This is a genomic window from Pseudomonas rustica (assembly GCF_049959085.1).
Lineage (GTDB): Bacteria > Pseudomonadota > Gammaproteobacteria > Pseudomonadales > Pseudomonadaceae > Aquipseudomonas > Aquipseudomonas rustica.
Window position 1 is genome coordinate 4,186,159 of sequence record NZ_CP188200.1, and the last position, 22,576, is coordinate 4,208,734.

Here is a 22,576-nt window from a genome sequence, read left to right on the forward strand (position 1 = left end):
AAATTTTCAGTGGTTTGGATCGGCGGCTATCATACCCCGCGAATCGATCCTGCGCAGAACGGAGTAACCCAATGACACTTTTTAGCCTCGTCTACCCCCTGCATGTCCTGTCCGCCCTGGTGTGGGTCGGCGGCATGTTTTTCGCCTGGATGGTCTTGCGCCCTGCGGCCGTGAAGGCCCTCGACGGCCCCGCCCGGCTGACCTTGTGGGTGGAAGTGTTTCAAGGTTTTTTCCGCTGGGTGTGGGTCGCGGTGATCCTGTTGCCGATTAGCGGTGTGGGCATGTTGCATCTGCAGCAGGTCGGGTTTGAAACCGCGCCGAAATATGTGCAGGTGATGATCGGGTTGTACGTGGTGATGACGGCGCTGTTTATCCGCATTCAGGGGCTGATGCTGCCGGAATTGCGCACGGCGGTGGATGCGAAGGACTGGCCGACGGGTGCGGCGGTGTTGGGGCGGATTCGGCGGGTGGTGGGGATTAATTTGATTGTCGGGTTGGTGCTGGTGGCGATAGCGGCGGCGAGGCCGATGATTTGAAGATCGGGGATCAGATCAAAAGCCCCTCACCCTAGCCCTCTCCCGGAGGGAGAGGGGACTGAATGGGGGATATTTGAGGGGTACGCCGACTTGAGATATCTGTTCTGAATCCATAATCGACTCGATCCTTCAGGTCGGGGGATTAGCTCAAAAGCCCCTCACCCTAGCCCTCTCCCGGGGGGAGAGGGAACTGAATGGGGGATATTGAAGAGCTACGCCGACTTGAAAGATTGGCGTTGAATCCATAATCGACTCGGTTTTTCAGGTCGATGGATAGCGTGAGTCATCTCGGTCAGCCCCCTCTCCCGCCGGGAGAGGGCTGGGGTGAGGGTCTGCTTTTACAGGCGCTGAACAGTCACAGCCCCCGCCGCACCCACTGGCCCAGGCTGTCCATCCGCCCCGGCCTTGCCGTTCTTGCCGCCATCGGCGCGATACACCAGGCAGCCCTTGGACTTGCCGCCCTTGCCTGCCTTGCCGCCGACACCCGCCGGGCCACCGTTGCCACCGGTCACATTGACCTTGATCAGCTCAGCCGGAAACTCGCGCGGCACCTCCAGCCGCACCAGCGCACCCGGTGCACCCGGCTGGCCGTCGGCGCCGTCACTGCCATCAAAACCATGCCCGGCCGAACCATAAGTGCAGCCCGGATCCTCACCGTTGCCGCCATCCAGACCGACAAACCCCGGCGCACCGGTGCCACCACGGGCATCAACCAACAGTTGCGGCGCGTTCAACGCTTTGAATTGCAGATTCAGATTACGCCCCGCGCGCGCGGCTTTTTCATAAGTACCGGGAGCACCGCGCGCGGTGATCTGGCTGCCTTCGCTCAATTCAGCGCGCGCCACTTTCATCTCCAGCGCCTGTTCGGCCGGGACGATGGCGATGCGTGCTTCATGACCCAGACGCAATTCGCCCACGGTCAGTTCGGTCACGTTCGATGGAATCAGCAACGTGCCGTAATCAGCCACGTCCAGACGTTCAAGTTGCAAGGTGCTGGTGGTGTTGGGCAGGCGCATCAGCGAGTTGGTTTCAACCGTCACCACTTGGGCGCAGGCCAAAGGGCTGATGAATGCAGCGAGCAGGCAAAGTTTACGCATGGGAAGAAGCCTCCGGAGCGGCCGGGGCCGGGATGGTTTGCAGGTGGAATACGCCGAACAACAGGATGCGGCCACGGTCACGCCAAGGGTGCGGACGCCCCTTGAGGCTGCGATTGCACAGCAGCACTTCGAGCACGTGGATCAGCAACAACAGACCGCCAGCCAGATTGACCAGCAGGTGCAGCGGATGAACGAATGGCACCAGTTGATTGGCCAGCACCACGCAGCAGAACAGCAGGGTCAACAACCGCCCCAGCCCCCAGAACACTTTCATACGCTCCCCCGTGTTGCGAATTATTCTTTGGACGCACAGTAACGGCTTCTGCGGGGGATAAGCCAGAGGGGAAAAGAAAAAATCCAGACAAGTCGCCAAATGGCCGCCGGGTCAACGATGATCGAAGCCCGGCGGCTCTAGCCTGCGCCCTACAGACGCGTCCTAACGATTGAGGTGCAATTCCACGCGACGGTTTTTCGCGCGGCCCTCATCGGTTGCGTTGTCAGCCACCGGTTCACTCTCGCCACGTCCTTCACTGGTGAGTTTATTCGGCGACAGACCCTGACTCAGCAAATAGGAGGCGACACTGCTGGCGCGACGTTCCGACAGCGCCTGGTTGTAAGCGTCCGAACCTTTGCTGTCGGTATGACCGATGACCTTGATGCTCACCACGTCGGCATTACGCAGTTTGTCCATCAGCGTATCGAGCTGGGCTTTGGCCGAAGGCGTCAGATCAGACTTGTCGAAATCGAACAAGACATCGCCGGCATCGCTGAGGGTGATGACTTCCGTTTGCGGCACAGGCTCCGGTGTTTTTTCGGTGACCGGATATTGCGGCAACGGGCAGCCACGGTGATCGACCGGGGTATTGGCCGGCGTATCGGGGCAACGGTCGCGGCGGTCGAACACGCCATCGTCGTCTTCATCGCCATCCTGGGCGTAACAGATCAGTCCGCCGGCAAGAATCCCCAGCGCTGCGCCGCCACCGGCCCAGCCGCCACTTTCAATGGCGCCAAGACCGCCACCGACCAAGCCGCCAAGAAGGCTGCAGACCGGCCACGTACGTTGATTGAGGGGTGCAGTGCCATCGCTGTGCGTGGCGCAACCGGTGAGCAAACTGCCTAGCAGCAGAACCGGCAAGACGGACCTTGAGAAAACACTCATTTGAAAGCTCCTGTGTCACCGGCCCATACCGGTTACACAGGAGTAAAGACCCGCATCCGCGACTGCACAAGCCGCGGATGCGAGGGGGCTAGCGTTGGATTTTGATTTCGGTGCGACGGTTTTGCGCGCGACCGTCTGCCGTTTTGTTGTCAGCGACCGGCTGGCTTTCACCCAGACCCGACACCGAAACGAAGCTGGCACGTGGCACGCCCTGCTGGATCAGGTACTCCACCACCGAGTGCGCACGGCGATCCGACAGTTTTTTGTTGTAGGCATCGCTGCCCACGCTATCGGTGTGACCCGTGACGGTCAGTTGTGCAGTCGAGGATTCCTGTTTCAGGCGCGTCGCGACTTTATCGAGCACCTGTTTGTCAGGGCTGGTCAGTGTGGCTTTGTCGAACTGGAAGTGCACATCACGAATAACGATGGTTTCTTCTTTGACCACTACCGCTTCTTCAACCACGGGGGCTGGAGCCGGTGGTGGGCAGCCGTCAGCATCGACCTGCACGCCTTTTGGAGTGCCCGGGCACTTGTCGCGGCTGTCCGGCACACCATCGCCGTCTTCGTCGCCATCACCATGTACCCAGCAATACGCCGCTGCCGTACCGCCTACGATCAGCGCGCCGTAGCCCGCCCACGCCGAACTTTCCGTCGCGCCAAGACCGGCCCCGACGACACCACCGACCGCCGCACAGGTCGGCCAGTCGGTTTTCTGCAAACCTGCGCAACCCGTCAACACACTGGTTAGCAGAATCAAAGGTAATGCTGTCCGCACTATGCTCATCTGGTTTTCTCCTGAGGGATCGGCTTGAAACCGATTCAGGGAGTAAAGACCGGAGTTTTAATCTCCGCCAGCAATAGGCCACTGCTGTTTGCGACCGTGTTCACAGGACTTCGCCGCAATTGCCGCAAAGTCGCGGGACAGGGCTCTTTGCGGGCGTGATCAGGCAGGCTAGTCTTGGCGGTCTGATTGAGGAGCTTCGATGAACGTCGCCATTTCTTCCCGCACGCCGCAACAGGCGTTGGCCGCATTGCTGGATCGCTACGCGCCGGCGCGTTTGCTGTTGATCGGCGCCAGCGAATTCCCGGCCCTGACTGCTTTCAAGGAGGCGCACCCGGATTCCGTTGTCGCCCACGCCGCCCCCGGTGCTTTGCCCGCCGAACTGGCTGCGCAGCGTTTTGATCTGGCGCTGGTGGTCGATTGCCTGGAACATTTGCCCAAGCGCGACGGCCTGAATCTGTTGGGCGGGATTCGAAATTTAAATGCCAGCCGCATCGCGGTGCTGGCAGATCTGTCGGCTTGCGGCTGGCAGGAAACCGATTTCTATTCGCTGGCCCTGCAAGCCACCGAACGTTTTCAGCGCGACGATCAAGTGTTGACCCTGTTCACCTACGATCTGCTTGACTACAAACAAGTCCCCGACTGGCTCAACGCGCGGTTCTGGGCCAATCCGGAAAATTTCGGGAAATACTGGTGGTAATGCAATGAGTACAGCCATTTGCCCGTGCGGCAGCGGCAACCTGCTGGATGCCTGCTGCGGCCATTATCACGACGGCCTGCCGGCGCCCTGTGCCGAAGCCTTGATGCGTTCGCGCTACAGCGCTTATGTGCTGGGCCTGATCGACTATCTGGTGGCGACCACCCTGCCCGCTCAGCAAGCGGGTCTGGATCGGCAGTCGATCAGCAACTGGAGCGCGCAGAGCACCTGGCTCGGCCTGGAAGTCGAGAGCTCGGAAGTCTTTGGTGGGCAGCCGGAACATGCGTTTGTGACCTTCACTGCGCGCTGGCACGACGATCAGGGTGAGCACAGCCATCGCGAGCGTTCCTCGTTTGTGCAGAACGCCGGGCGCTGGTTTTTCATCGACCCGACAGTGCAATTGAAACTGGGGCGCAATGACAGTTGCCCATGCGCCAGCGGGCAGAAGTTCAAGAAGTGCTGCGCGGGGTATTTCGGCGCTTGAGGTTGAAGATCAAAAGATCGCAGCCTTCGCCATCTCCTACGGGGGACGCGATCTCCTGTAGGAGCTGCCGCAGGCTGCGATCTTTTAGCGTCTAGACTGGCACCAAAGGGAGTTAAACCATGCTCGGTCGTCGGCGCACATTCCAATTCTTGATCCTCACGCTGTTCCTCAACCTCGGCGGCTGTGCCTCGTGGTTCAGCGACGACAGCGTCGATCCCGCCGTGCACTTGGTGAACGTCGAAGTGGTGCGGGCGAAACTGCTCGAGCAGAAATTCATCCTGCACTTCCGTGTCGACAATCCCAACGACAGCGACCTGACCGTGCGCGGCCTCGAATACCGCATTCATCTGGGCGATATGCTCTTGGCTGAAGGCGAGCATGAACACTGGTTCACCGTCGGGCCGAAGCACAGCGCGTACTTCAAGGTGCCGATCCGCACCAACCTGTGGCCGAAGGTCAAAGACGTGGTGAAACTGCTGAAAAAACCCGACCAGCAGATTCCTTATCGATTGCAGGGTGAAATGGAAACCGGTTTATTCATCGCCCACTACGTGCACCTTGAGCGCAATGGCGTGATAATCCCCGCCGATTTTATTCCGGAGCAACACCGATGACTCAGCAACCTCATGTCCATGGCCCTGACTGCAACCACGATCATGATCATGACCATCATCACGATCATGACCACGGTCACGTACACGGCCCGAACTGCGGCCACGCCCACCAGGAACCGGTGCGCAACGCCCTGAAAGACGTCGGCCGCAACGACCCGTGCCCATGCGGCAACGGCAAGAAATTCAAGAAGTGCCACGGGGCGTGATGCTCTGGGCGGAGAGCTTCTTCGCCTGATCTGAAGCCTTCGCGAGCAAGCCCGCTCCCACAGTTGACCGCGTTCCTTCAGTTGGAATGCATTTATTGTAAGAGTGAGCCTGCTCGCGATTGCGGTGTGTCAGTTGATGAATTTGTTACCTGACAAACTGCTATCGCGAGCAGGCTCACTCCTACAGTTGACCGCGTTCTTTCTGCTGGAACGCCATTAATTGTGGGAGCGAGCCTGCTCGCGAAGAGGCCCGCACATTCACTACAGATTTCAGCCCGCCGCCAATACCTGCGCCGCACTCACCACCGTCGCATACTCCCCCTGCAAATTCCCCAACGACATCCCGTGCACCTCTTCAGCCGTCCGCAACGTGCCGAAATAATCGGCCTTGTCGAAGGTAAAGCACGCATCCTCTGCCACCCACGTATCAAACCCCAGATTCCCCGCCGAACGCGCCGTCGATTCCACCGAGTTATTCGTCGCCACGCCAACAATGACCAACTGCCCAACCCCCGCCTCACGCAAACGCGCCGCCAGTCCGCTGGCACAAAACGCATCCGGCACTTGTTTCTGAATCAGCCATTCAGCGTCCTGCGGCAAGAACCGTTGCTGAAACTCCACGCCCTCCTGCTCAGGCCAGAACACCGAGTCAGGTTCGCGCGACAGATGCTGCACATGAATCACCGGCCGCCCGCTGCGCCGCCAAAACCCCAGCAGTTCAAAAATCCTGTCTTCCGCCTGAGGATTATTCCGTCGCCCCAAACGTGGCTGCAGGATGCCTTTTTGCTGGTCGATGATGATCAGTGCTGCGTTGGCCTGAAGCTCCATGGCGATTTTTCTCACGGGCGGGTCATTGAATTCTGCGCAGTTCAGCATCACCTCCTGATAACAGGCAAGCTATCGAACGCACACGGGATCACCTGACGCTGGCGTTTGCTGTCCGCACGTAAGCCATTTTCTGATTTGGAGCTTTCCATGATCGACCTGTATTACTGGACCACCCCCAACGGCCACAAGATTTCCCTGTTCCTCGAAGAAGCCGGCCTGCCCTACAAGGTTCACCCGATCAATATCAGTCAGGGTGAGCAGTTCCAGCCCCACTTTCTGAAAATTTCCCCGAACAACCGCATCCCGGCGATCGTCGATCATCAGCCGGTTGATGGCGGCGAGCCGTTGTCGGTGTTTGAATCCGGGGCGATTCTTCTGTATCTCGCGGAAAAAACCGGCCAGTTCCTGCCCAAGGATCTGCGCGGGCGGCAAACCGCGTTGCAATGGCTGTTCTGGCAGATGGGCGGTTTGGGGCCGATGGCCGGGCAGAATCATCACTTCAGCCAGTTTGCGCCGGAGAAAATTCCTTACGCGATCAAGCGCTACATTGATGAAACGGCGCGGTTGTATGGCGTGTTGAACAAGCAATTGGCGGATAACGAGTTTGTTGCTGGCAGTGAATACAGCATTGCCGACATGGCGATTTATCCGTGGATCGTCTCGCACAAATGGCAGAGCCAGAACCTTGAAGACTTCCCGCATGTGCAGCGCTGGTTCAACCACATCAAGGATCGCCCGGCGACGGTGAAGGCGTATGCGCTGGTGCAGAAGATCAATCCACCGAAATCCTGATTGAAGATCAAAAGATCGCAGCCTTCGGCAGCTCCCACATGGGAATGAATGCTTATGTAGGAGCTGCCGCAGGCTGCGATCTTTTCCATTCGACAGAAATACACAAATAACCCCCGCCCCCGCTTGCGCGGCATCCTCCTGCTCACTAACGTAGCGCCTTTACTGACGCTACCCCCCGCAGGAGCTTTGCCATGGCCTCGCCAGCCCTTACTCATTTTCTTCCCCGGTTCGGCGTTGCCGCAGCAGTGGCCGGTGTTTTGGGCCTGTCCGGTTGCCAGACCTGGAACGCTCAGGACACCCTCCCGCCAACCTCTGGCGTGCAACCGCTCAAGGGCCTGGCGCAGAATGTTTCGGTGCGACGCAATGCCATGGGCATGCCGTTGATCGAAAGTAACACCTTCCATGACGCACTGTTCAGCCTCGGCTACGTCCACGCCAGCGACCGGATCAACCAGATGGTCACCCTGCGTCTGCTGGCTCAGGGCCGTCTGGCGGAAATGTCCGGCGCCTCGATGCTCGACGCCGACCGCTACATGCGCGCGGTCAATCTGAAGAAAAGCGCTGCCGAGTTGTACAAGGCCTCGTCGCCACGCCTCAAGCGTTTCTTTGAAGTCTATGCGCGGGGCGTCAACGCTTACCTGTTCCGCTACGCCGACAAGCTGCCGGGCGACCTCGCTTCCAGCGGCTACAAACCCGAATACTGGAAACCGGAAGATTCGGCGCTGATTTTCGCCCTGCTGAATTTCAGCCAGTCGGCCAACCTGCCGGAAGAAATTTCCTCGCTGGTGCTCGCGCAAACCGTGACCACCGACAAACTCGCCTGGCTGACGCCGTCGGCGCCGGACGAAAATCTGCCGCTGGCCGAGGCCGACAAGCTGCAAGGCCTCAAGCTCAACGGGCAGATCCCCGGCCTGACTGAATTGAGCAGCGCCAGCCAGCAACTGTCGACGCTGAACCTGCTCGGTGCGACGTCTTCGAACAACTGGGCGATCGCCCCGCAACGCAGCCGCAGCGGCAAAAGCATTCTCGCCAGCGACGCCCATGGGCCGCTCGCCGCGCCGTCGCTGTGGAGCTTCGTGCAGATCCGCGCACCGAAGTATCAAGCCGCCGGCGTCACCGTTGCCGGTTTGCCGCTGGTACTGGGTGGTTTCAACGGCAAAGTCGCCTGGAGCATGACCAGCGTGCTCGGCGACAACCAGGATCTGTTCCTGGAAAAAATCCGTCGTCAGGGCAGCAGCCTGACCTACGAGGTCAACGGCAAATGGCAGCCGCTGGGTGTGCGCAACGAAACCTATTTCGTCAAAGGTCAGCGACCGATTCGCGAAGCGGTGTACGAAACCCGTCACGGTGCGTTGCTCAACAGTGCGCAGGCAGCGGCGCAAGGCAGTGGCTACGGTCTGGCGTTGCAGACGCCGAGCTTCACCGACGATAAATCGCTGGATGCATTTTTCGATCTGACCCGCGCGCAAACCGTTGAACGTGCCTCGGACGCCAGCCGTGAAATCCGCGCCATCGCCCTGAATCTGGTGTTCGCCGATGCGAGCAACATTGGCTGGCAAGTCACCGGACGTTTCCCTAACCGTCGCGAAGGCGAAGGTTTGCTGCCCTCGCCGGGCTGGGAAGGTCGTTACGACTGGGACGGTTACGCCGACCCGATGCTGCACCCCTACGATCAGGATCCGGCGCAAGGCTGGCTCGGCACCGCCAACCAGCGCGTGATTCCTCACGGTTACGGCATGCAGCTGTCCAATTCCTGGGCCGCACCGGAGCGTGGCGAACGCCTGGCCGAACTGGCCGGCAGCGGCAAGCACGACAGCCGCAGCGTGATCGCCATGCAATACGACCAGACCACCACGTTTGCCGCCAAGCTGAAGAAAGTCTTCGAAGCGCCGGGCATGAAGCAGCCGCTGAAGCAGGCGATCGATGCCCTGCCGGAAGCCGACCGCAGCAAGGCCCGCGAAGCGTTCACACGATTGATGGCGTTCGACGGCAAGCTCAGCCCGAACTCGGCGGACGCGGCGATTTATGAGCTGTTTCTGCAAGAAAGCATGAAGCAGATCTTCCTCGACGAACTCGGCCCGGAATCGAGCCCGGCTTGGAAAGCATTTATCGCCAACGGCGATTTGTCCTACGCGGCGCAGGCCGATCATCTGTTGGGGCGTGAAGACAGTCCGTTCTGGGACGACATCCGCACACCGCAGAAAGAAGACAAAGCGCTGATTCTTGCCCGCAGCCTTGCGGCGGCGATCAGCGCTGGCGACAGTCAGTTGGGCGGCGATCACCGGGCCTGGCAGTGGGGCAAGTTGCACAGCTATGCCTGGAAAAACAGCAATGGTCAGACCGTGCGCGGCCCATTGGCGGCGGGCGGCGATCACACCACGTTGAACACGTCGGCATTCGCTTGGGGTCAGGACTTCAACACCACGCGCGCGCCGTCGATGCGTTTTATCGTCGACTTCGGCCAGACCGAACCGCTGATGGGGCAAAACGGTACGGGGCAATCGGGCAATCCGCAGAGCCCGAATTACCTGAACGGGATTGATCAGTGGCTGAAGGGGCAATACATCGGGTTACCAATGCAGCCGCAGAACTTTGAGCGGGTGTATGGCAAAACCCGGTTGACCCTGACTCCGGGTAAGTAAACGCAATTCCCCTGTGGGAGCGGGCTTGCTCGCGAAGGCGTCGTGACAGTCAATACTTTTGGCGCCTGACACACCGCATTCGCGAGCAAGCCCGCTCCCACATTGGCTTTGTGTCGTCCTGAAAATAGAGGCAGCCGCACAACTTTGAGCGGGTGTATGGCGAAACCCGGTTAAGCCTGACTTTAAAAGCCCCTCACCCTAACCCTCTCCCGGAGGGAGAGGGGACTGATTGGGGGTGGCTGAAGTTTTATGCCGAACTGAAGGTGCTGTGCTGAATCCGGGATTTGCTCGGTTCGTGTTTTTCCACACCCGGGATTTGCTCGGTTCCTGCAGTGCCGAAACCATAATCGACCCGGTTTTTCAGGTCGATGTCATTCGCCAGACACCTCGGTCGGCCCCCTCTCCCTCCGGGAGAGGGCTGGGGTGAGGGTGGCGCTTCAAAGTCGATAGAACTTCCAGCCCAGCGCCAGCCTCATAGCTAACAAGCCCCCCATTGTGGTCACGCCATGGACCTTGTTATCGCGCGTCCCGAAGGTCTTTATTGCCCTGCGGGTGATTTCTATATTGACCCCTGGCGCCCCGTCGAGCGCTCGGTGATCACCCATGCCCACGGTGATCATGCGCGCACCGGCAATCAGCATTACCTGTCCAGCAGCGCCAGCGAAGGGATTCTCCGCGCGCGTCTGGGTCAAGACATCAACCTGCAAACCCTCGACTACGGCCAACGCCTGACCCATCACGGCGTCACCCTCAGTTTCCACCCGGCCGGCCACGTGCTCGGTTCAGCACAAGTGCGCCTCGAATACGGTGGCGAAGTCTGGGTCGCGTCCGGCGATTACAAGATCGAACCGGACGGCACCTGCGCCCCCTTCGAACCGGTGCGCTGCCACACCTTCATCACTGAATCGACCTTCGGCCTGCCGATCTATCGCTGGCAGCCGCAAGCGCAGGTGTTCAGTGAAATCAATCAGTGGTGGTCAGCCAATATCGCCGCCGGCAAGGCCAGCGTGCTGTTCTGTTACTCGTTCGGCAAAGCCCAGCGAATCCTTCACGGCATCGACGAAAGCCTCGGCCCGATCCTCAGCCACGGCGCGGTCGAGCCGCTGAACCGCGTGTACCGCGAGGCCGGCGTGTACCTGCCGCCGACGATCTACGCCGGCGACGTCAGCAAATACGATCCGCTCATGCGCCAAGCCCTGGTCATCGCCCCGCCTTCTGCTGGCGGCAGTAGCTGGATGCGCCGTTTCGGTGATTTCAGCGATGCCTTCGCCAGCGGCTGGATGCGTTTGCGTGGCACTCGGCGGCGGCGCGGTGTCGATCGTGGTTTCGTTCTCTCCGATCACGCCGACTGGCCCGGCCTGTTGTGGGCGATCAATCAAACCGGCGCGGAACGCGTGATGGTCACCCACGGCTCAATTGGCGTTCTGGTGCGCCATTTGCGTGAGCAAGGCCTCGACGCGCAAGGCTTCAACACCGAATACGGCGATGACGAGGAAGACAACATCGCCGCCGAACCCACCGTCGCCGAGACTCCCACATGAAAGCCTTCGCCGAGTTGTACGCCGAGCTCGACGCAACCACTTCCAGCAACGCCAAACTGGCGGCGATGCAAGCTTACTTCGCCCAGGCTGCACCGCAGGACGCGGCATGGGCGGTGTATTTTTTGTCCGGCGGACGGCCTCGGCAGTTGGTGCCGGTGCGGATTCTGCGCGAGATTGCCGTGGAAATGTCGGGCCTCGAACCGTGGCTGTTCGAGGAGAGCTATCAGTCGGTCGGCGATCTGGCGGAAACCATTTCGCTGGTGCTCCCGGAGAATCCGCACAGCTCTGAAGCCGGCCTCGCCGAATGGATCGAAGAAAAGCTGCTGCCGCTGCGTGGTGAAACACCCGAATTTTTGAGCAGGCAACTGCCAACGCTGTGGGCGCAACTCGATCGATCAAGCCTGATGCTGTGCATCAAACTGATCACCGGCAGCTTCCGCGTCGGCGTGTCGAAATTGCTCGTCACCCGCGCGCTGGCCTCAATGGCTGGCCTGGACAGCAAACGCGTGGCGCAGCGACTGGTGGGTTACACCGACCTGTCGAACCGCCCGAACGCTGCCAGTTACCTGAAACTGATCGCCCCAGAATCCGCCGACGAGCATGCTCAGCGCGGCGGCCAGCCCTACCCGTTTTTCCTCGCGCACGCATTGTCGCAACCGGTTGAAGAATTTGAAGCGCTGATCGGCCCGGCGAGCAATTGGCAGATTGAATGGAAATGGGATGGCATCCGCGCGCAGGTGGTCAAACGCGACGGCAAATTGTGGGTGTGGTCACGCGGCGAAGAGCTGGTCACTGAACGTTTCCCCGAGCTGGATGTGCTGGTGCACGGCTTGCCCGACGGCACGGTGATCGACGGTGAAATCGTCGTGTGGAAAAGCACTCACCCGACCACCGAAGACGCCTTCGATCCGCAATCGACAGAGCCGCCAGCGGTGCAGCCGTTCGCCCTGCTGCAACAGCGCATCGGCCGCAAAACCCTCGACAAGAAAATCCTCGAAGAAGTACCGGTGGTGGTGCTCGCCTACGACTTGCTCGAATGGCAGGGCGAAGACTGGCGCAACCAGCCGCAGGCCAAACGTCGCGCGCAACTTGAAGAGGTCATTGCAAGGTGTAACAGCCCGGTGTTGCTGCCCTCCCCCGTGCTGACCGGCAGCGACTGGTTCGACCTCGCCCGCCAGCGCGAAGCCTCTCGGCGACTGGGTGTGGAAGGCATGATGCTCAAGGCGCGAGATTCGCTGTACGGCGTCGGACGCACCAAGGACATGGGCGTTTGGTGGAAATGGAAGGTTGATCCGTTCAGCGTCGACGCGGTGTTGATTTATGCGCAGCGCGGGCACGGTCGGCGCGCCAGTTTGTACAGCGATTACACCTTTGCCGTGTGGGACGGCCCGCCGGAGTCGAGCCAGCGGGCGCTGGTGCCATTTGCCAAGGCGTATTCGGGGCTGACGGATGCGGAGATGCGTCAGGTCGACAGCATTGTGCGCAAGACCACGGTGGAGAAATTTGGCCCGGTGAGTAGCGTGAAACCGAGTCTGGTGTTTGAGCTGGGCTTCGAAGGCATCGCCCTGTCGCGGCGGCACAAGAGCGGGATCGCGGTGCGCTTCCCGAGGATGTTGCGCTGGCGGCAGGATAAAACCGTGGAAGAAGCGGATAGCCTCGCGACCTTGCAAGATCTGTTGGCCTGACCTCCCTTCTCAGGCGATAAATATCCCCTGTGGCGAGGGGATTTATCCCCGATGGGCTGCGAAGCGGCCCCCTGCAATTCTCCCTGAATACCGTGCATTCAGGTTTTGCGACTGCTGCGCAGCCGATCGGGGATAAATCCCCTCGCCACAATGGTTTGTTGCCATGACATCGAACCAGGTTGGTGCAGCGTTATTCATGTGCCCATTTCCGGGCATTCAATCGCCCTCATCCCTCCCCGCCCAACCTTTTAAAACACTTGTTCGGGACTATGGTTCGGAAATTGCTACTTTCTATAGGTCGTACGCGTTCCAGTAACAATAATTCTGCGCCACAAGCGCTCATATTGGTTCTTAGGGATTGAATAATGAAAAAAGCATTGCTGACCCTTTCTGCACTGGCGTTGTGCATGGCCGCTGGCTCCGCGCTGGCCAAGGAATACAAAGAGCTGCGCTTTGGCGTTGACCCTTCGTATGCACCGTTTGAGTCGAAAGCGGCCGACGGCAGCCTGGTGGGCTTCGACATCGACCTGGGCAACGCGATTTGCGCCGAACTGAAGGTCAAGTGCAAGTGGGTCGAAAGTGACTTCGACGGCATGATTCCGGGCCTCAAAGCCAACAAATTCGACGGTGTGATCTCGTCGATGACCGTGACCCCGGCCCGCGAGAAAGTCATCGATTTCTCCAGCGAGCTGTTCTCCGGCCCGACGGCTTATGTGTCGAAAAAAGGTTCGGGGATCACCGCCGACGTTGCATCGCTGAAGGGTAAAACCGTTGGCTACGAGCAAGGCACCATTCAGGAAGCCTACGCCAAAGCCGTGCTGGACAAGGCCGGCGTGAAAACCCAGGCCTATCAGAACCAGGATCAGGTGTATTCCGACCTGACCTCCGGCCGTCTCGACGCCGGTATCCAGGACATGCTGCAAGCCGAACTGGGTTTCCTGAAGTCGCCACAGGGCGCCGACTATGACGTCAGCAAGCCAGTCGACAACGAATTGCTGCCAGCCAAAACCGCTGTCGGTATTAAGAAAGGTAACACTGAGCTGAAGGCGCTTTTAGATAAAGGTATCAAAGCGTTACACGATGACGGCAAATACGCCGAGATTCAAAAGAAACACTTTGGCGATCTGAATCTGTACAGCGGCAAATAATGCCCCGGCGCCCATCCTCGATGGGCGCCTTTTCCATCCGCTCAGGTTGCTGATTTATGTTCGAAACCCTCCTGCAAAATCTGGGGCTCTCCGCCTTCAGCCTCAAGGGCTTTGGTCCTTTGCTGCTGGAAGGCACCTGGATGACCATCAAATTATCGGCGTTGTCGCTGCTGGTGGCCGTGTTGCTCGGCCTGCTCGGCGCCAGTGCCAAACTGTCAAAGATCAAACTGGTGCGCCTGCCTGCTCAGCTCTACACCACGCTGATTCGCGGGGTGCCGGATCTGGTGCTGATGCTGCTGATTTTCTACAGCCTGCAAATCTGGCTGACATCGCTGACCGACTACATGGAATGGGAATACATCGAGATCAACCCGTTCAGTGCCGGGGTGCTGACCCTGGGCTTCATTTATGGCGCGTATTTCACCGAGACTTTTCGCGGCGCGATCCTCGCGGTGCCGCGCGGTCAGGTTGAAGCTGCGACCGCCTATGGCCTCAAACGCGGTCAGCGCTTTCGCTACGTGGTGTTTCCGCAAATGATGCGCTTCGCCCTGCCGGGCATCGGCAACAACTGGATGGTGATGCTCAAAGCCACCGCGCTGGTGTCGATCATCGGTCTCGCCGACCTGGTCAAAGCCGCGCAGGACGCCGGTAAAAGCACCTATCAACTGTTCTACTTTCTGGTACTCGCCGCGTTGATTTATCTGCTGATCACCAGCGCTTCAAACTTCATCCTGCGCTGGCTCGAACGCCGTTACGCCGCCGGTTCCCGGGAGGCCGTACGATGATCGAACTTCTGCAGGAATACTGGCGCGCCTTCCTTTATACCGACGGCCAGAACATCACCGGGCTGGCGATGACGATGTGGCTGCTCACGGCCTCAATCGTTATCGGTTTCCTTGTGTCGATTCCGTTGTCGATCGCGCGGGTGTCGCCGCACTTCTACATTCGCTGGCCGGTGCAGTTCTACACCTACCTGTTCCGGGGCACGCCGCTGTATATCCAGTTGCTGATTTGCTACACCGGGATCTATAGCCTCGCCGCCGTGCGTGCGCAGCCGATTCTCGACAGCTTCTTTCGCGACGCGATGAACTGCACGATCCTAGCCTTCGCCCTCAACACTTGCGCTTACACCACGGAGATTTTCGCCGGGGCGATCCGCAGCATGAACCACGGCGAAGTCGAAGCAGCCAAGGCCTATGGTCTGACTGGCTGGAAGTTGTATGCCTACGTGATCATGCCGTCGGCCTTACGCCGTTCGTTGCCTTACTACAGCAACGAAGTAATCCTTATGCTGCACTCGACCACGGTAGCTTTCACCGCGACCATTCCCGACATCCTGAAAGTCGCGCGGGACGCCAACTCGGCGACCTTTCTGACCTTTCAGTCGTTCGGCATCGCCGCGCTGATCTACCTGACCATTACCTTTGCGCTGGTCGGCCTGTTCCGCCTCGCCGAACGCCGATGGCTGGCCTTCCTCGGCCCGACTCACTAGGACCGGCCCCAGAAAAAAAGAGATGCCAATGCGCCACCTGATCCATGACTTGCTGGCCCCGCTGCCGGGGACTGCGCGACAGATTCACAGCTTCCACTTCGGCCCGGAGCAGGCCAAGGGCAAGGTTTACATTCAGTCTTCGCTGCACGCCGACGAACTGCCGGGCATGCTCGTCGCCTGGCACCTCAAGCAGCGACTGGCGGAGCTGGAAGCCGCCGGCCGCCTGCGCAGCCAGATCGTGCTGGTGCCGGTGGCCAACCCGGTCGGCCTCGAACAAGTGCTGATGGACGTGCCGCTGGGCCGTTACGAACTGGAGAGCGGGCAGAATTTCAACCGCTGGTTCGTCGACCTCAGTGAAGAGATCGGCAACGCCATCGAGGGCAAGCTCAGCGACGATCCGCAGCACAATCTCGAACTGATCCGCAGCCATCTGCGCGACGCCCTCGCCCGCCAGACCGCCACCACGCAACTGCAATCGCAGCGCCTGACCCTGCAACGGTTGGCCTGCGATGCGGACATGGTGCTGGACTTGCACTGCGATTTCGAATCGGTGGTGCACCTCTACACCACGCCCGAAGCGTGGCCGCAGGTCGAACCGCTGGCGCGCTACATCGAATCCCAGGCGAGCCTGTTGGCCACCGATTCCGGCGGCCAGTCGTTCGACGAATGCTTCACCCTGCTGTGGTGGCAACTGAAGGAACGCTTCGGCGAACACTTCGAGATTCCGCTCGGCAGTTTTTCGGTGACCGTCGAGTTGCGCGGTCAGGGTGACGTCAATCACCCGATGGCCAGCCGCGACTGCCAGGCGTTGATCGACTACTTGATTCAGTCCGATGCGATCGTTGGTGAAACCAAACCGCAACCGCCGCTGCCGTATCCCGCTACGCCACTGGCGGGTGTCGAACCGGTGACCACGCCGGTCGGTGGCTTGCTGGTGTACACGGCAGTGGCCGGCCAATACCTGGAGGCCGGGCAGCAGATCGCTGAAATCATCGACCCGATCCACGACCGCATCACTCCTATTCATAGCTCGACTGCCGGGCTGATGTACGCCCGCTCGCTGCGCCGCATGGCCACCGCGGGCATGGTCATCGCCCACGTGGCGGGCGCCGAAGCCTATCGCAGCGGCTACCTACTTTCGCCTTGAGGATGTCTGTCCCATGTACAAACTGACCGTTGAAGGCCTGCACAAAAGCTATGGCGACCATCAGGTGCTCAAAGGCGTTTCGCTCAAGGCCAAGACCGGCGACGTGATCAGCCTGATCGGCGCCAGCGGCTCGGGCAAAAGCACCTTTTTGCGCTGCATCAACTTTCTCGAACAACCCAACGACGGCGCCATGAGCCTCGATGGCCAGACCATCCGCATGGTCACCGACCGCCACGGCATGCACGTCGCCGACGCCGATGAACTGCAACGTTTGCGCACGCGACTGGCGATGGTGTTCCAGCATTTCAACCTGTGGAGCCACATGACCGTGCTGGAAAACATCACCATGGCCCCGCGCCGGGTGTTGGGTTGCAGCAAGCAGGAAGCCGATGATCGCGCACGGCGTTATCTGGATAAGGTTGGTTTGCCGGCGCGGGTGGCGGATCAGTACCCGGCATTTTTATCCGGCGGTCAGCAACAGCGCGTGGCGATTGCCCGGGCACTGGCGATGGAGCCGGAGGTGATGCTGTTTGATGAACCGACGTCGGCGCTTGACCCCGAGTTGGTGGGCGAAGTATTGAAGGTGATTCAAGGTCTGGCCGAAGAAGGCCGCACCATGATCATGGTCACGCATGAGATGAGCTTCGCCCGCAAAGTCTCCAGCCAGGTGCTGTTCCTGCACCAAGGCCTGGTCGAAGAAGAAGGCGCCCCCGAAGACGTGCTCGGCAACCCGAAAAGTGAACGCCTGAAACAATTCCTCAGCGGCAACCTCAAGTAACCCCGTACGCCGTCCCCCTGTGGGAGCGAGCCTGCTCGCGAAAGCGGTGTGTCAGTTAAGAAATTGTTGGCTGACACACCGTATTCGCGAGCAGGCTCGCTCCCACATTCGTTTTTCATCGTCTACAAAAATCAAACTTGTCCGCCCGCGCCGTGGTCTCTGGAAGAACCCCTCCAGAGCGCGCGCAGCCGGCATGGCGAAATCTCTCGACCTCGCAAAAATCTGGTTCAGCGCCCGCAACTGGAAGCCCTTCGCCTTTCAGAAACAGGTGTGGGCGGCCGTCAAAAACGGCGAATCCGGTCTGCTCCACGCCAGCACCGGCGCCGGTAAAACCTATGCCGTATGGTTCGCCGCCCTCAATCGATTCGCCAAAACCGTTCCCGTCGATGCGCCGCCACGCAAACGCAAACAACCTGCCGAACCACTGACCGTGTTGTGGATCACCCCGATGCGGGCACTTGCCGCCGACACCGCGCGCGCCCTGCAAACACCCGTCGATGACCTGCAAATCCCGTGGAGCATCGGCCTGCGCACCGGTGACACCAGCAGCAGCGAACGTGCGCGGCAGGGTCGACGTTTGCCAACCACGCTGATCACCACGCCGGAAAGCCTGACCCTGCTACTGGCCCGTGCCGACGCACAGACCGCGCTCGCTTCGCTAAAGATGATCGTCGTCGATGAATGGCACGAATTACTTGGCAACAAACGCGGCGTGCAGCTGCAACTGGCGCTCGCTCGTTTGCGCCGCTGGCAGCCTGATCTGATCGTCTGGGGGGTGTCCGCCACGCTCGGTAATCAATCCCACGCCGAACACGTGCTAATCCCACAGGGCGGCGGCGTGAGTATTCAGGGACAAAGCGAAAAAACGCTGAAGGTCGACACCCTGATCCCACCGTCCATTGAGCGTTTTCCGTGGGCCGGGCACATTGGTCTGAAGATGCTTGCGCAAGTCGTCGCCGAACTCGATGCCTGCGCCAGTACGCTGGTGTTCACCAACACCCGGGCGCAATCGGAAATCTGGTATCAGGCATTACTGGAAGCGCGGCCGGACTGGGCCGGGTTGATTGCGTTGCACCACAGTTCACTGTCTCGCGACACCCGTGACTGGGTCGAAAAAGCCTTGAAGGATGGTTTGTTGAAAGCGGTGGTCTGCACGTCGAGTCTGGATCTCGGTGTGGATTTTTTACCGGTCGAACGCGTGCTGCAAATCGGCTCGGCCAAAGGCGTTGCACGTTTAATGCAGCGTGCCGGACGCTCCGGTCACGCACCGGGACGCACCTCGCGGGTGACGCTGGTGCCTACCCACAGTCTTGAACTGATCGAAGCCGCTGCCGCGCGCGACGCCGTCGAACAACGGCGCATCGAACCGCGCCTGTCGCCACATCAATCGCTGGACGTGCTGGTGCAGCATCTGGTCAGCATGGCGCTGGGTGGCGGATTTTTACCGGATGAGCTGTACGAAGAAGTCCGCACGGCGTGGGCTTATCGTGATCTGACGCCTGCGGATTGGGCGTGGGCGCTGGCTTTCGTACGCCATGGCGGGATGTCTCTGACAGCCTATCCGGATTATCGCCGGGTCGAACCGGATGAGCACGGCGTGTGGCGCGTGCCCGATGCGCGACTGGCGCGGCGGCATCGCATGAGCGTCGGCACCATTGTCAGCGATGCGAGCATCAACCTGAAATTCTGGAGCAAGGGCGGCGGTGGCAAGCAGCTCGGCAGCGTCGAGGAAGGCTTTATCGCCCGATTGAAACCCGGTGATGGTTTTCTGTTCGCCGGGCGTTTGCTGGAATTGGTGCGGGTGGAAAACATGACGGCGTACGTCAAACGCAGCACCGTGAAAAAAGCGGCAGTGCCACGCTGGAATGGCGGGCGGATGCCGCTCTCCAATGAACTCGCGCAAGCGGTGGTTGCGCGGTTTAGTGCAGCCGCCGAAGGTGAGTTCGTCGGCCCGGAAATGCAGGCGCTGCGCCCGCTGCTTGAGACTCAGGCACGTTGGTCAGGCTTGCCGACGGTTAATAATCTGCTGGCGGAGGTACTGAAATCCCGCGAAGGCTGGCACCTTTTCCTCTACCCGTTCGCCGGGCGCCAGGTGCATCTGGGGCTGGCGAGCCTGTTGGCGTGGCGCGTCAGCCAGCGCCAACCGGTGACCTTTTCCATCGCGGTGAATGATTACGGGCTGGAGCTGCTCAGTGCCACGCCGGTGGATTGGTCGCAACACCTCAATGCTGAGCTGCTCGACCCTGCGGATCTTTTGGCTGATGTGCTCGCCAGTCTCAATGCCGGTGAATTGGCCTTGCGCCGTTTTCGCGAAATCGCCCGAATCGCCGGGCTGGTATTCGCCGGCTATCCCGGCGCGCCGAAAAGTACCCGGCAGGTGCAGGCCTCCAGCGGATTGTTTTTTCAAGTGTTCAAACAATATGACGCCGACAACCTGTTGCTCGCCCAGGCCGGGGAAGAAGTCCTACGTGAAGAACTGGATATTCGTCGATTGGAACAGACACTGGAGCGGATCAACGGGATGAAACTCGATGTGCATCAGATCAAACGTCCTACGCCGCTCGGGTTCCCGCTGCTGGTGGAACGCATGCGCGAAAGCATGAGTTCGGAAAAACTCGCCGACCGGATCAGGCGCATGGTCGGTGATCTGGAGAAGTCTGCCGACAACGGTAAATCGTCATGAACGCGGCGTATCCCGTGCGTTTGGCCGGCGAGGAGTTGTGGTTACTTCCGGAAAAGGCGCTCTACTGGCCAGCGCAAGAGGCGTTGTTGATCGCTGATGTGCATTTTGGCAAGGCAGCGGCCTATCGCAGCCTCGGACAACCGGTGCCGCAGGGAACGACGGCGAGCAACATTGCGGTAATCGACCGATTGTTGGCCGTGCTGCCGTGTCGGCAACTGATCTTTCTGGGGGATTTCCTGCACGGGCCGGGCTCGCATGCGGTGGGTACGCTGAATGCGCTGGCGCAATGGCGTGAGCGTCATGCGGATCTGCCGATGACGTTGATTCGCGGCAATCACGATAAACGCGCAGGGGATCCGCCTGCGTCGCTAAACATTCGCGTGGTGCCAGAGCCGCTGCTCTTAGGGCCGTTTGCGCTTCAACACGAGCCTGATCCGCACCCGGAACGGCATGTTTTGGCCGGCCACGTACACCCGGTTTACCGGTTGTTCGGCAAAGGGCGGCATAGTTTACGATTAGCCTGTTTCAGACTGGGCGAGCGAATCAGCCTGCTACCGGCGTTCGGAGCGTTTACCGGCGGCTATCCGGTCGAAAAAGATGACCAATGCCGAATCTTCGTCACCGGCGACAACGAAATCTGGCCCATCAACTAATCACACCCCGCCCTTGTAGGAGCAAAGCTTGCTCGCGAAAGCGTTCGTCCAATCAAAATCGATGAATCAGACAAATCGCTTCGCGAGCAAGCTCTGCTCCTACAAAGGCAAGTAATTAATCAGGCAACTGGCGCCGGTGGTGGCTCGTCCGGAAGGGTTGGCTCGCCCGGCTCGGTCGGTTGCTCATTGGGGGTATCTGGATCAGGCTGACCAGGAATTCCGCCGGCCATGTTGATAGGCGGGTGTGCCAACAAGGACCAGGCCAATACGCCAATCTGATTGGGCTCAAGCCTTGCCAGTTCGGCAGTGATATGCGGATCGATCTTCATAAAGCACTCCTCGGCGAAGGCCCGCATTTGCTGAAACAAAAACGGGCAGTACACCCCATAGAGTGTCTGCCCGCCAAAGAATTCCCGGCATCCGCCGGATGGACGAATCAGGTACGTGGCAGCGTTACGCCACGTTGGCCCTGATACTTGCCGCCGCGATCCTTGTAGGAAACTTCACATTCTTCATCGGATTCGAGGAAGAGCATCTGTGCCACGCCTTCGTTGGCGTAGATCTTCGCCGGCAGGTTGGTGGTGTTGGAGAATTCCAGCGTCACGTGACCTTCCCACTCAGGCTCGAGCGGCGTCACGTTAACGATGATGCCGCAGCGTGCGTAGGTGCTTTTACCCAGGCAGATGGTCAATACGTTGCGCGGAATGCGGAAGTATTCGACGGTGCTGGCCAGGGCGAAGGAGTTCGGCGGAATAATGCAGACATCACTGTGGACGTCGACGAAGCTGCCCGGATCGAAGTTTTTCGGATCGACGATCGACGAGTTGATGTTGGTGAACACCTTGAAATGATTGGTGCAGCGCACATCGTAGCCGTAGCTCGAGACACCGTAGGAGATGACCCGGCTCTCGTCGCTGCCGCGCACCTGGCGCTCGACGAAAGGTTCGATCATGCCGTGTTCCTGCGCCATGCGGCGAATCCACTTGTCCGATTTGATGCTCATGGCGGGGTGTCCTGAATAGCGAGGTGGAAAAATTCTGTCCGGCATCTTACCGGGCGCGCCGTCCTCTTCAAAGTGCGCGCTGCAATTCTCGCCGAACACCCCATATTTACGCGCGCTGGCGACGAACTGTCACACCGCTGGTCCCTAAATCTTAGAAACCTTCGCAAGAAGCATTGGCACGTTCCGGAAAAAGGGTTAAGGTGGCGCCACTGTGCTGCTTGTGTCACTGAGAATCTCTACACGATATGTTGAATTTCGATCCAACCATCTACAAGAATTTTTCCTGCTCTTTGCACTCAGTCTCGGCCAGGGTTCTTCCTGTGTCGCAGTTATCTTTGTTCAAGGAGTTACACCATGTCTAATCGCCAAACCGGTACCGTTAAGTGGTTCAACGATGAAAAAGGCTTCGGCTTCATCACTCCACAATCCGGTGACGACCTGTTCGTTCACTTCAAAGCTATCCAATCCGACGGCTTCAAAAGCCTGAAAGAAGGCCAACAGGTTTCTTTCATCGCTACCCGCGGTCAGAAAGGCATGCAAGCTGAGGAAGTACAAGTTATCTAACTTGTAGCTTCTTTAGAAAAGAGCCCCGCCCTTAAAAGCGGGGCTT

24 protein-coding genes are annotated in these 22,576 nt (G+C 59.6%); 17 read left to right on the forward strand and 7 right to left on the reverse strand.

The window, feature by feature from the left end; genetic code table 11:
• Positions 1-71 precede the first annotated feature (71 nt).
• Positions 72-536 (forward strand): CopD family protein, encoded by a 465-nt coding sequence (locus tag ACP3TY_RS18985; RefSeq protein WP_426618209.1) that lies wholly within the window; start codon positions 72-74, stop codon positions 534-536.
• A 338-nt stretch (positions 537-874) separates the two neighbouring features.
• Here the strand turns inward: ACP3TY_RS18985 and ACP3TY_RS18990 are convergent, their stop codons facing one another.
• The 4 genes from ACP3TY_RS18990 to ACP3TY_RS19005 all read right to left on the reverse strand — a co-directional run bounded on the left by ACP3TY_RS18990 (position 875) and on the right by ACP3TY_RS19005 (position 3,576).
• A complete protein-coding gene (locus tag ACP3TY_RS18990) occupies positions 875-1,633 on the reverse strand; it encodes a collagen-like triple helix repeat-containing protein (protein ID WP_282354794.1) in 759 nt (252 codons plus the stop codon).
• Entirely contained in the window at positions 1,626-1,907 is a 282-nt protein-coding gene (locus ACP3TY_RS18995) for a DUF1145 domain-containing protein (RefSeq protein ID WP_053117797.1), read from the reverse strand. The genes ACP3TY_RS18990 and ACP3TY_RS18995 overlap by 8 nt, the downstream gene beginning before the upstream one ends.
• Before the next feature lie 162 nt (positions 1,908-2,069).
• The gene (locus ACP3TY_RS19000; RefSeq protein ID WP_426618210.1) at positions 2,070-2,792 is read right to left on the reverse strand and encodes an OmpA family protein; all 723 of its coding nucleotides are present in this window, start codon (positions 2,790-2,792) and stop codon (positions 2,070-2,072) included.
• Between the two features lie 88 nt (positions 2,793-2,880).
• Entirely contained in the window at positions 2,881-3,576 is a 696-nt protein-coding gene (locus ACP3TY_RS19005; protein WP_053117794.1) for an OmpA family protein, read from the reverse strand.
• A gap of 199 nt (positions 3,577-3,775) precedes the next feature.
• Between ACP3TY_RS19005 and ACP3TY_RS19010 the strand changes: the two genes are divergently transcribed.
• The 4 genes from ACP3TY_RS19010 (at position 3,776) to ACP3TY_RS19025 (ending at position 5,574) form a co-directional block, all read left to right on the forward strand.
• A complete protein-coding gene (locus ACP3TY_RS19010; RefSeq protein WP_426618211.1) occupies positions 3,776-4,273 on the forward strand; it encodes a DUF6231 family protein in 498 nt (165 codons plus the stop codon).
• Between the two features lie 4 nt (positions 4,274-4,277).
• A complete protein-coding gene (locus ACP3TY_RS19015; RefSeq protein WP_426618212.1) occupies positions 4,278-4,754 on the forward strand; it encodes a YchJ family protein in 477 nt (158 codons plus the stop codon).
• 119 nt (positions 4,755-4,873) lie between these two features.
• On the forward strand, positions 4,874-5,368 hold the full coding sequence (locus tag ACP3TY_RS19020; RefSeq protein ID WP_159815011.1) for an LEA type 2 family protein: 495 nt from the start codon (positions 4,874-4,876) through the stop codon (positions 5,366-5,368).
• Positions 5,365-5,574 (forward strand): SEC-C metal-binding domain-containing protein, encoded by a 210-nt coding sequence (locus tag ACP3TY_RS19025; RefSeq protein WP_008083915.1) that lies wholly within the window; start codon positions 5,365-5,367, stop codon positions 5,572-5,574. The genes ACP3TY_RS19020 and ACP3TY_RS19025 overlap by 4 nt, the downstream gene beginning before the upstream one ends.
• Before the next feature lie 270 nt (positions 5,575-5,844).
• On the opposite strand, the gene ACP3TY_RS19030 is transcribed toward ACP3TY_RS19025, so the two are convergent.
• Positions 5,845-6,402 carry a cysteine hydrolase family protein gene (locus ACP3TY_RS19030; RefSeq protein WP_426620500.1) on the reverse strand — a complete coding sequence of 186 codons (558 nt, stop codon included), beginning with the start codon at positions 6,400-6,402 and terminating at the stop codon, positions 5,845-5,847.
• Between the two features lie 147 nt (positions 6,403-6,549).
• Between ACP3TY_RS19030 and ACP3TY_RS19035 the strand changes: the two genes are divergently transcribed.
• The 11 genes from ACP3TY_RS19035 to pdeM all read left to right on the forward strand — a co-directional run bounded on the left by ACP3TY_RS19035 (position 6,550) and on the right by pdeM (position 20,963).
• On the forward strand, positions 6,550-7,194 hold the full coding sequence (locus tag ACP3TY_RS19035; RefSeq protein ID WP_053117786.1) for a glutathione binding-like protein: 645 nt from the start codon (positions 6,550-6,552) through the stop codon (positions 7,192-7,194).
• Between the two features lie 191 nt (positions 7,195-7,385).
• On the forward strand, positions 7,386-9,836 hold the full coding sequence (locus tag ACP3TY_RS19040; protein ID WP_426618213.1) for a penicillin acylase family protein: 2,451 nt from the start codon (positions 7,386-7,388) through the stop codon (positions 9,834-9,836).
• Positions 9,837-10,342: 506 nt separating this feature from the next.
• A complete protein-coding gene (locus ACP3TY_RS19045) occupies positions 10,343-11,377 on the forward strand; it encodes a ligase-associated DNA damage response exonuclease (RefSeq protein ID WP_159815009.1) in 1,035 nt (344 codons plus the stop codon).
• Positions 11,374-13,062 carry an ATP-dependent DNA ligase gene (locus ACP3TY_RS19050; RefSeq protein ID WP_053117779.1) on the forward strand — a complete coding sequence of 563 codons (1,689 nt, stop codon included), beginning with the start codon at positions 11,374-11,376 and terminating at the stop codon, positions 13,060-13,062. The genes ACP3TY_RS19045 and ACP3TY_RS19050 overlap by 4 nt, the downstream gene beginning before the upstream one ends.
• Before the next feature lie 365 nt (positions 13,063-13,427).
• On the forward strand, positions 13,428-14,210 hold the full coding sequence (locus tag ACP3TY_RS19055) for a transporter substrate-binding domain-containing protein (protein WP_008083900.1): 783 nt from the start codon (positions 13,428-13,430) through the stop codon (positions 14,208-14,210).
• 56 nt (positions 14,211-14,266) lie between these two features.
• Complete coding sequence (locus ACP3TY_RS19060; RefSeq protein ID WP_426618214.1) at positions 14,267-14,995, forward strand: ABC transporter permease; 729 nt, start codon at positions 14,267-14,269, stop codon at positions 14,993-14,995.
• Positions 14,992-15,702, forward strand: coding sequence for an ABC transporter permease (locus ACP3TY_RS19065; protein WP_158832068.1), 711 nt, complete (start codon positions 14,992-14,994; stop codon positions 15,700-15,702). The genes ACP3TY_RS19060 and ACP3TY_RS19065 overlap by 4 nt, the downstream gene beginning before the upstream one ends.
• Positions 15,703-15,730: 28 nt before the next feature.
• Complete coding sequence (locus ACP3TY_RS19070) at positions 15,731-16,849, forward strand: succinylglutamate desuccinylase/aspartoacylase family protein (RefSeq protein WP_212545300.1); 1,119 nt, start codon at positions 15,731-15,733, stop codon at positions 16,847-16,849.
• Between the two features lie 13 nt (positions 16,850-16,862).
• The gene (locus ACP3TY_RS19075) at positions 16,863-17,627 is read left to right on the forward strand and encodes an ABC transporter ATP-binding protein (protein ID WP_008083895.1); all 765 of its coding nucleotides are present in this window, start codon (positions 16,863-16,865) and stop codon (positions 17,625-17,627) included.
• A gap of 193 nt (positions 17,628-17,820) precedes the next feature.
• Positions 17,821-20,310 carry a ligase-associated DNA damage response DEXH box helicase gene (locus ACP3TY_RS19080; RefSeq protein WP_426618215.1) on the forward strand — a complete coding sequence of 830 codons (2,490 nt, stop codon included), beginning with the start codon at positions 17,821-17,823 and terminating at the stop codon, positions 20,308-20,310.
• Positions 20,307-20,963, forward strand: coding sequence for a ligase-associated DNA damage response endonuclease PdeM (gene pdeM / locus ACP3TY_RS19085; protein WP_426618216.1), 657 nt, complete (start codon positions 20,307-20,309; stop codon positions 20,961-20,963). The genes ACP3TY_RS19080 and pdeM overlap by 4 nt, the downstream gene beginning before the upstream one ends.
• 119 nt (positions 20,964-21,082) lie before the next feature.
• Here pdeM and ACP3TY_RS19090 read toward each other — a convergent pair whose 3' ends face one another.
• Both ACP3TY_RS19090 and dcd read right to left on the reverse strand, forming a co-directional pair.
• A complete protein-coding gene (locus ACP3TY_RS19090) occupies positions 21,083-21,292 on the reverse strand; it encodes a hypothetical protein (RefSeq protein ID WP_053117770.1) in 210 nt (69 codons plus the stop codon).
• Positions 21,293-21,399: 107 nt separating this feature from the next.
• Complete coding sequence (gene dcd / locus ACP3TY_RS19095) at positions 21,400-21,966, reverse strand: dCTP deaminase (RefSeq protein ID WP_053117768.1); 567 nt, start codon at positions 21,964-21,966, stop codon at positions 21,400-21,402.
• Positions 21,967-22,320: 354 nt separating this feature from the next.
• Between dcd and ACP3TY_RS19100 the strand changes: the two genes are divergently transcribed.
• Complete coding sequence (locus tag ACP3TY_RS19100; protein ID WP_002554837.1) at positions 22,321-22,530, forward strand: cold-shock protein; 210 nt, start codon at positions 22,321-22,323, stop codon at positions 22,528-22,530.
• The last annotated feature ends 46 nt before the right edge of the window (positions 22,531-22,576 follow it).

Bases quoted from the DNA above. Each gene is read 5' to 3' on its own strand.
- ACP3TY_RS19025 (WP_008083915.1), top strand. From the start codon at position 5,365: ATGACTCAGCAACCTCATGTCCATGGCCCTGACTGCAACCACGATCAT.
- ACP3TY_RS18995 (WP_053117797.1), bottom strand. From the start codon at position 1,907: ATGAAAGTGTTCTGGGGGCTGGGGCGGTTGTTGACCCTGCTGTTCTGC.
- ACP3TY_RS19075 (WP_008083895.1), top strand. From the start codon at position 16,863: ATGTACAAACTGACCGTTGAAGGCCTGCACAAAAGCTATGGCGACCAT.
- ACP3TY_RS19010 (WP_426618211.1), top strand. From the start codon at position 3,776: ATGAACGTCGCCATTTCTTCCCGCACGCCGCAACAGGCGTTGGCCGCA.
- ACP3TY_RS19050 (WP_053117779.1), top strand. From the start codon at position 11,374: ATGAAAGCCTTCGCCGAGTTGTACGCCGAGCTCGACGCAACCACTTCC.
- ACP3TY_RS18990 (WP_282354794.1), bottom strand. From the start codon at position 1,633: ATGCGTAAACTTTGCCTGCTCGCTGCATTCATCAGCCCTTTGGCCTGC.
- ACP3TY_RS19035 (WP_053117786.1), top strand. From the start codon at position 6,550: ATGATCGACCTGTATTACTGGACCACCCCCAACGGCCACAAGATTTCC.
- ACP3TY_RS19000 (WP_426618210.1), bottom strand. From the start codon at position 2,792: ATGAGTGTTTTCTCAAGGTCCGTCTTGCCGGTTCTGCTGCTAGGCAGT.
- dcd (WP_053117768.1), bottom strand. From the start codon at position 21,966: ATGAGCATCAAATCGGACAAGTGGATTCGCCGCATGGCGCAGGAACAC.
- ACP3TY_RS19040 (WP_426618213.1), top strand. From the start codon at position 7,386: ATGGCCTCGCCAGCCCTTACTCATTTTCTTCCCCGGTTCGGCGTTGCC.
- pdeM (WP_426618216.1), top strand. From the start codon at position 20,307: ATGAACGCGGCGTATCCCGTGCGTTTGGCCGGCGAGGAGTTGTGGTTA.
- ACP3TY_RS19100 (WP_002554837.1), top strand. From the start codon at position 22,321: ATGTCTAATCGCCAAACCGGTACCGTTAAGTGGTTCAACGATGAAAAA.
- ACP3TY_RS19030 (WP_426620500.1), bottom strand. From the start codon at position 6,402: ATGGAGCTTCAGGCCAACGCAGCACTGATCATCATCGACCAGCAAAAA.
- ACP3TY_RS19045 (WP_159815009.1), top strand. From the start codon at position 10,343: ATGGACCTTGTTATCGCGCGTCCCGAAGGTCTTTATTGCCCTGCGGGT.
- ACP3TY_RS19020 (WP_159815011.1), top strand. From the start codon at position 4,874: ATGCTCGGTCGTCGGCGCACATTCCAATTCTTGATCCTCACGCTGTTC.
- ACP3TY_RS19070 (WP_212545300.1), top strand. From the start codon at position 15,731: ATGCGCCACCTGATCCATGACTTGCTGGCCCCGCTGCCGGGGACTGCG.
- ACP3TY_RS19055 (WP_008083900.1), top strand. From the start codon at position 13,428: ATGAAAAAAGCATTGCTGACCCTTTCTGCACTGGCGTTGTGCATGGCC.
- ACP3TY_RS19080 (WP_426618215.1), top strand. From the start codon at position 17,821: ATGGCGAAATCTCTCGACCTCGCAAAAATCTGGTTCAGCGCCCGCAAC.
- ACP3TY_RS19015 (WP_426618212.1), top strand. From the start codon at position 4,278: ATGAGTACAGCCATTTGCCCGTGCGGCAGCGGCAACCTGCTGGATGCC.
- ACP3TY_RS18985 (WP_426618209.1), top strand. From the start codon at position 72: ATGACACTTTTTAGCCTCGTCTACCCCCTGCATGTCCTGTCCGCCCTG.
- ACP3TY_RS19065 (WP_158832068.1), top strand. From the start codon at position 14,992: ATGATCGAACTTCTGCAGGAATACTGGCGCGCCTTCCTTTATACCGAC.
- ACP3TY_RS19090 (WP_053117770.1), bottom strand. From the start codon at position 21,292: ATGAAGATCGATCCGCATATCACTGCCGAACTGGCAAGGCTTGAGCCC.
- ACP3TY_RS19005 (WP_053117794.1), bottom strand. From the start codon at position 3,576: ATGAGCATAGTGCGGACAGCATTACCTTTGATTCTGCTAACCAGTGTG.
- ACP3TY_RS19060 (WP_426618214.1), top strand. From the start codon at position 14,267: ATGTTCGAAACCCTCCTGCAAAATCTGGGGCTCTCCGCCTTCAGCCTC.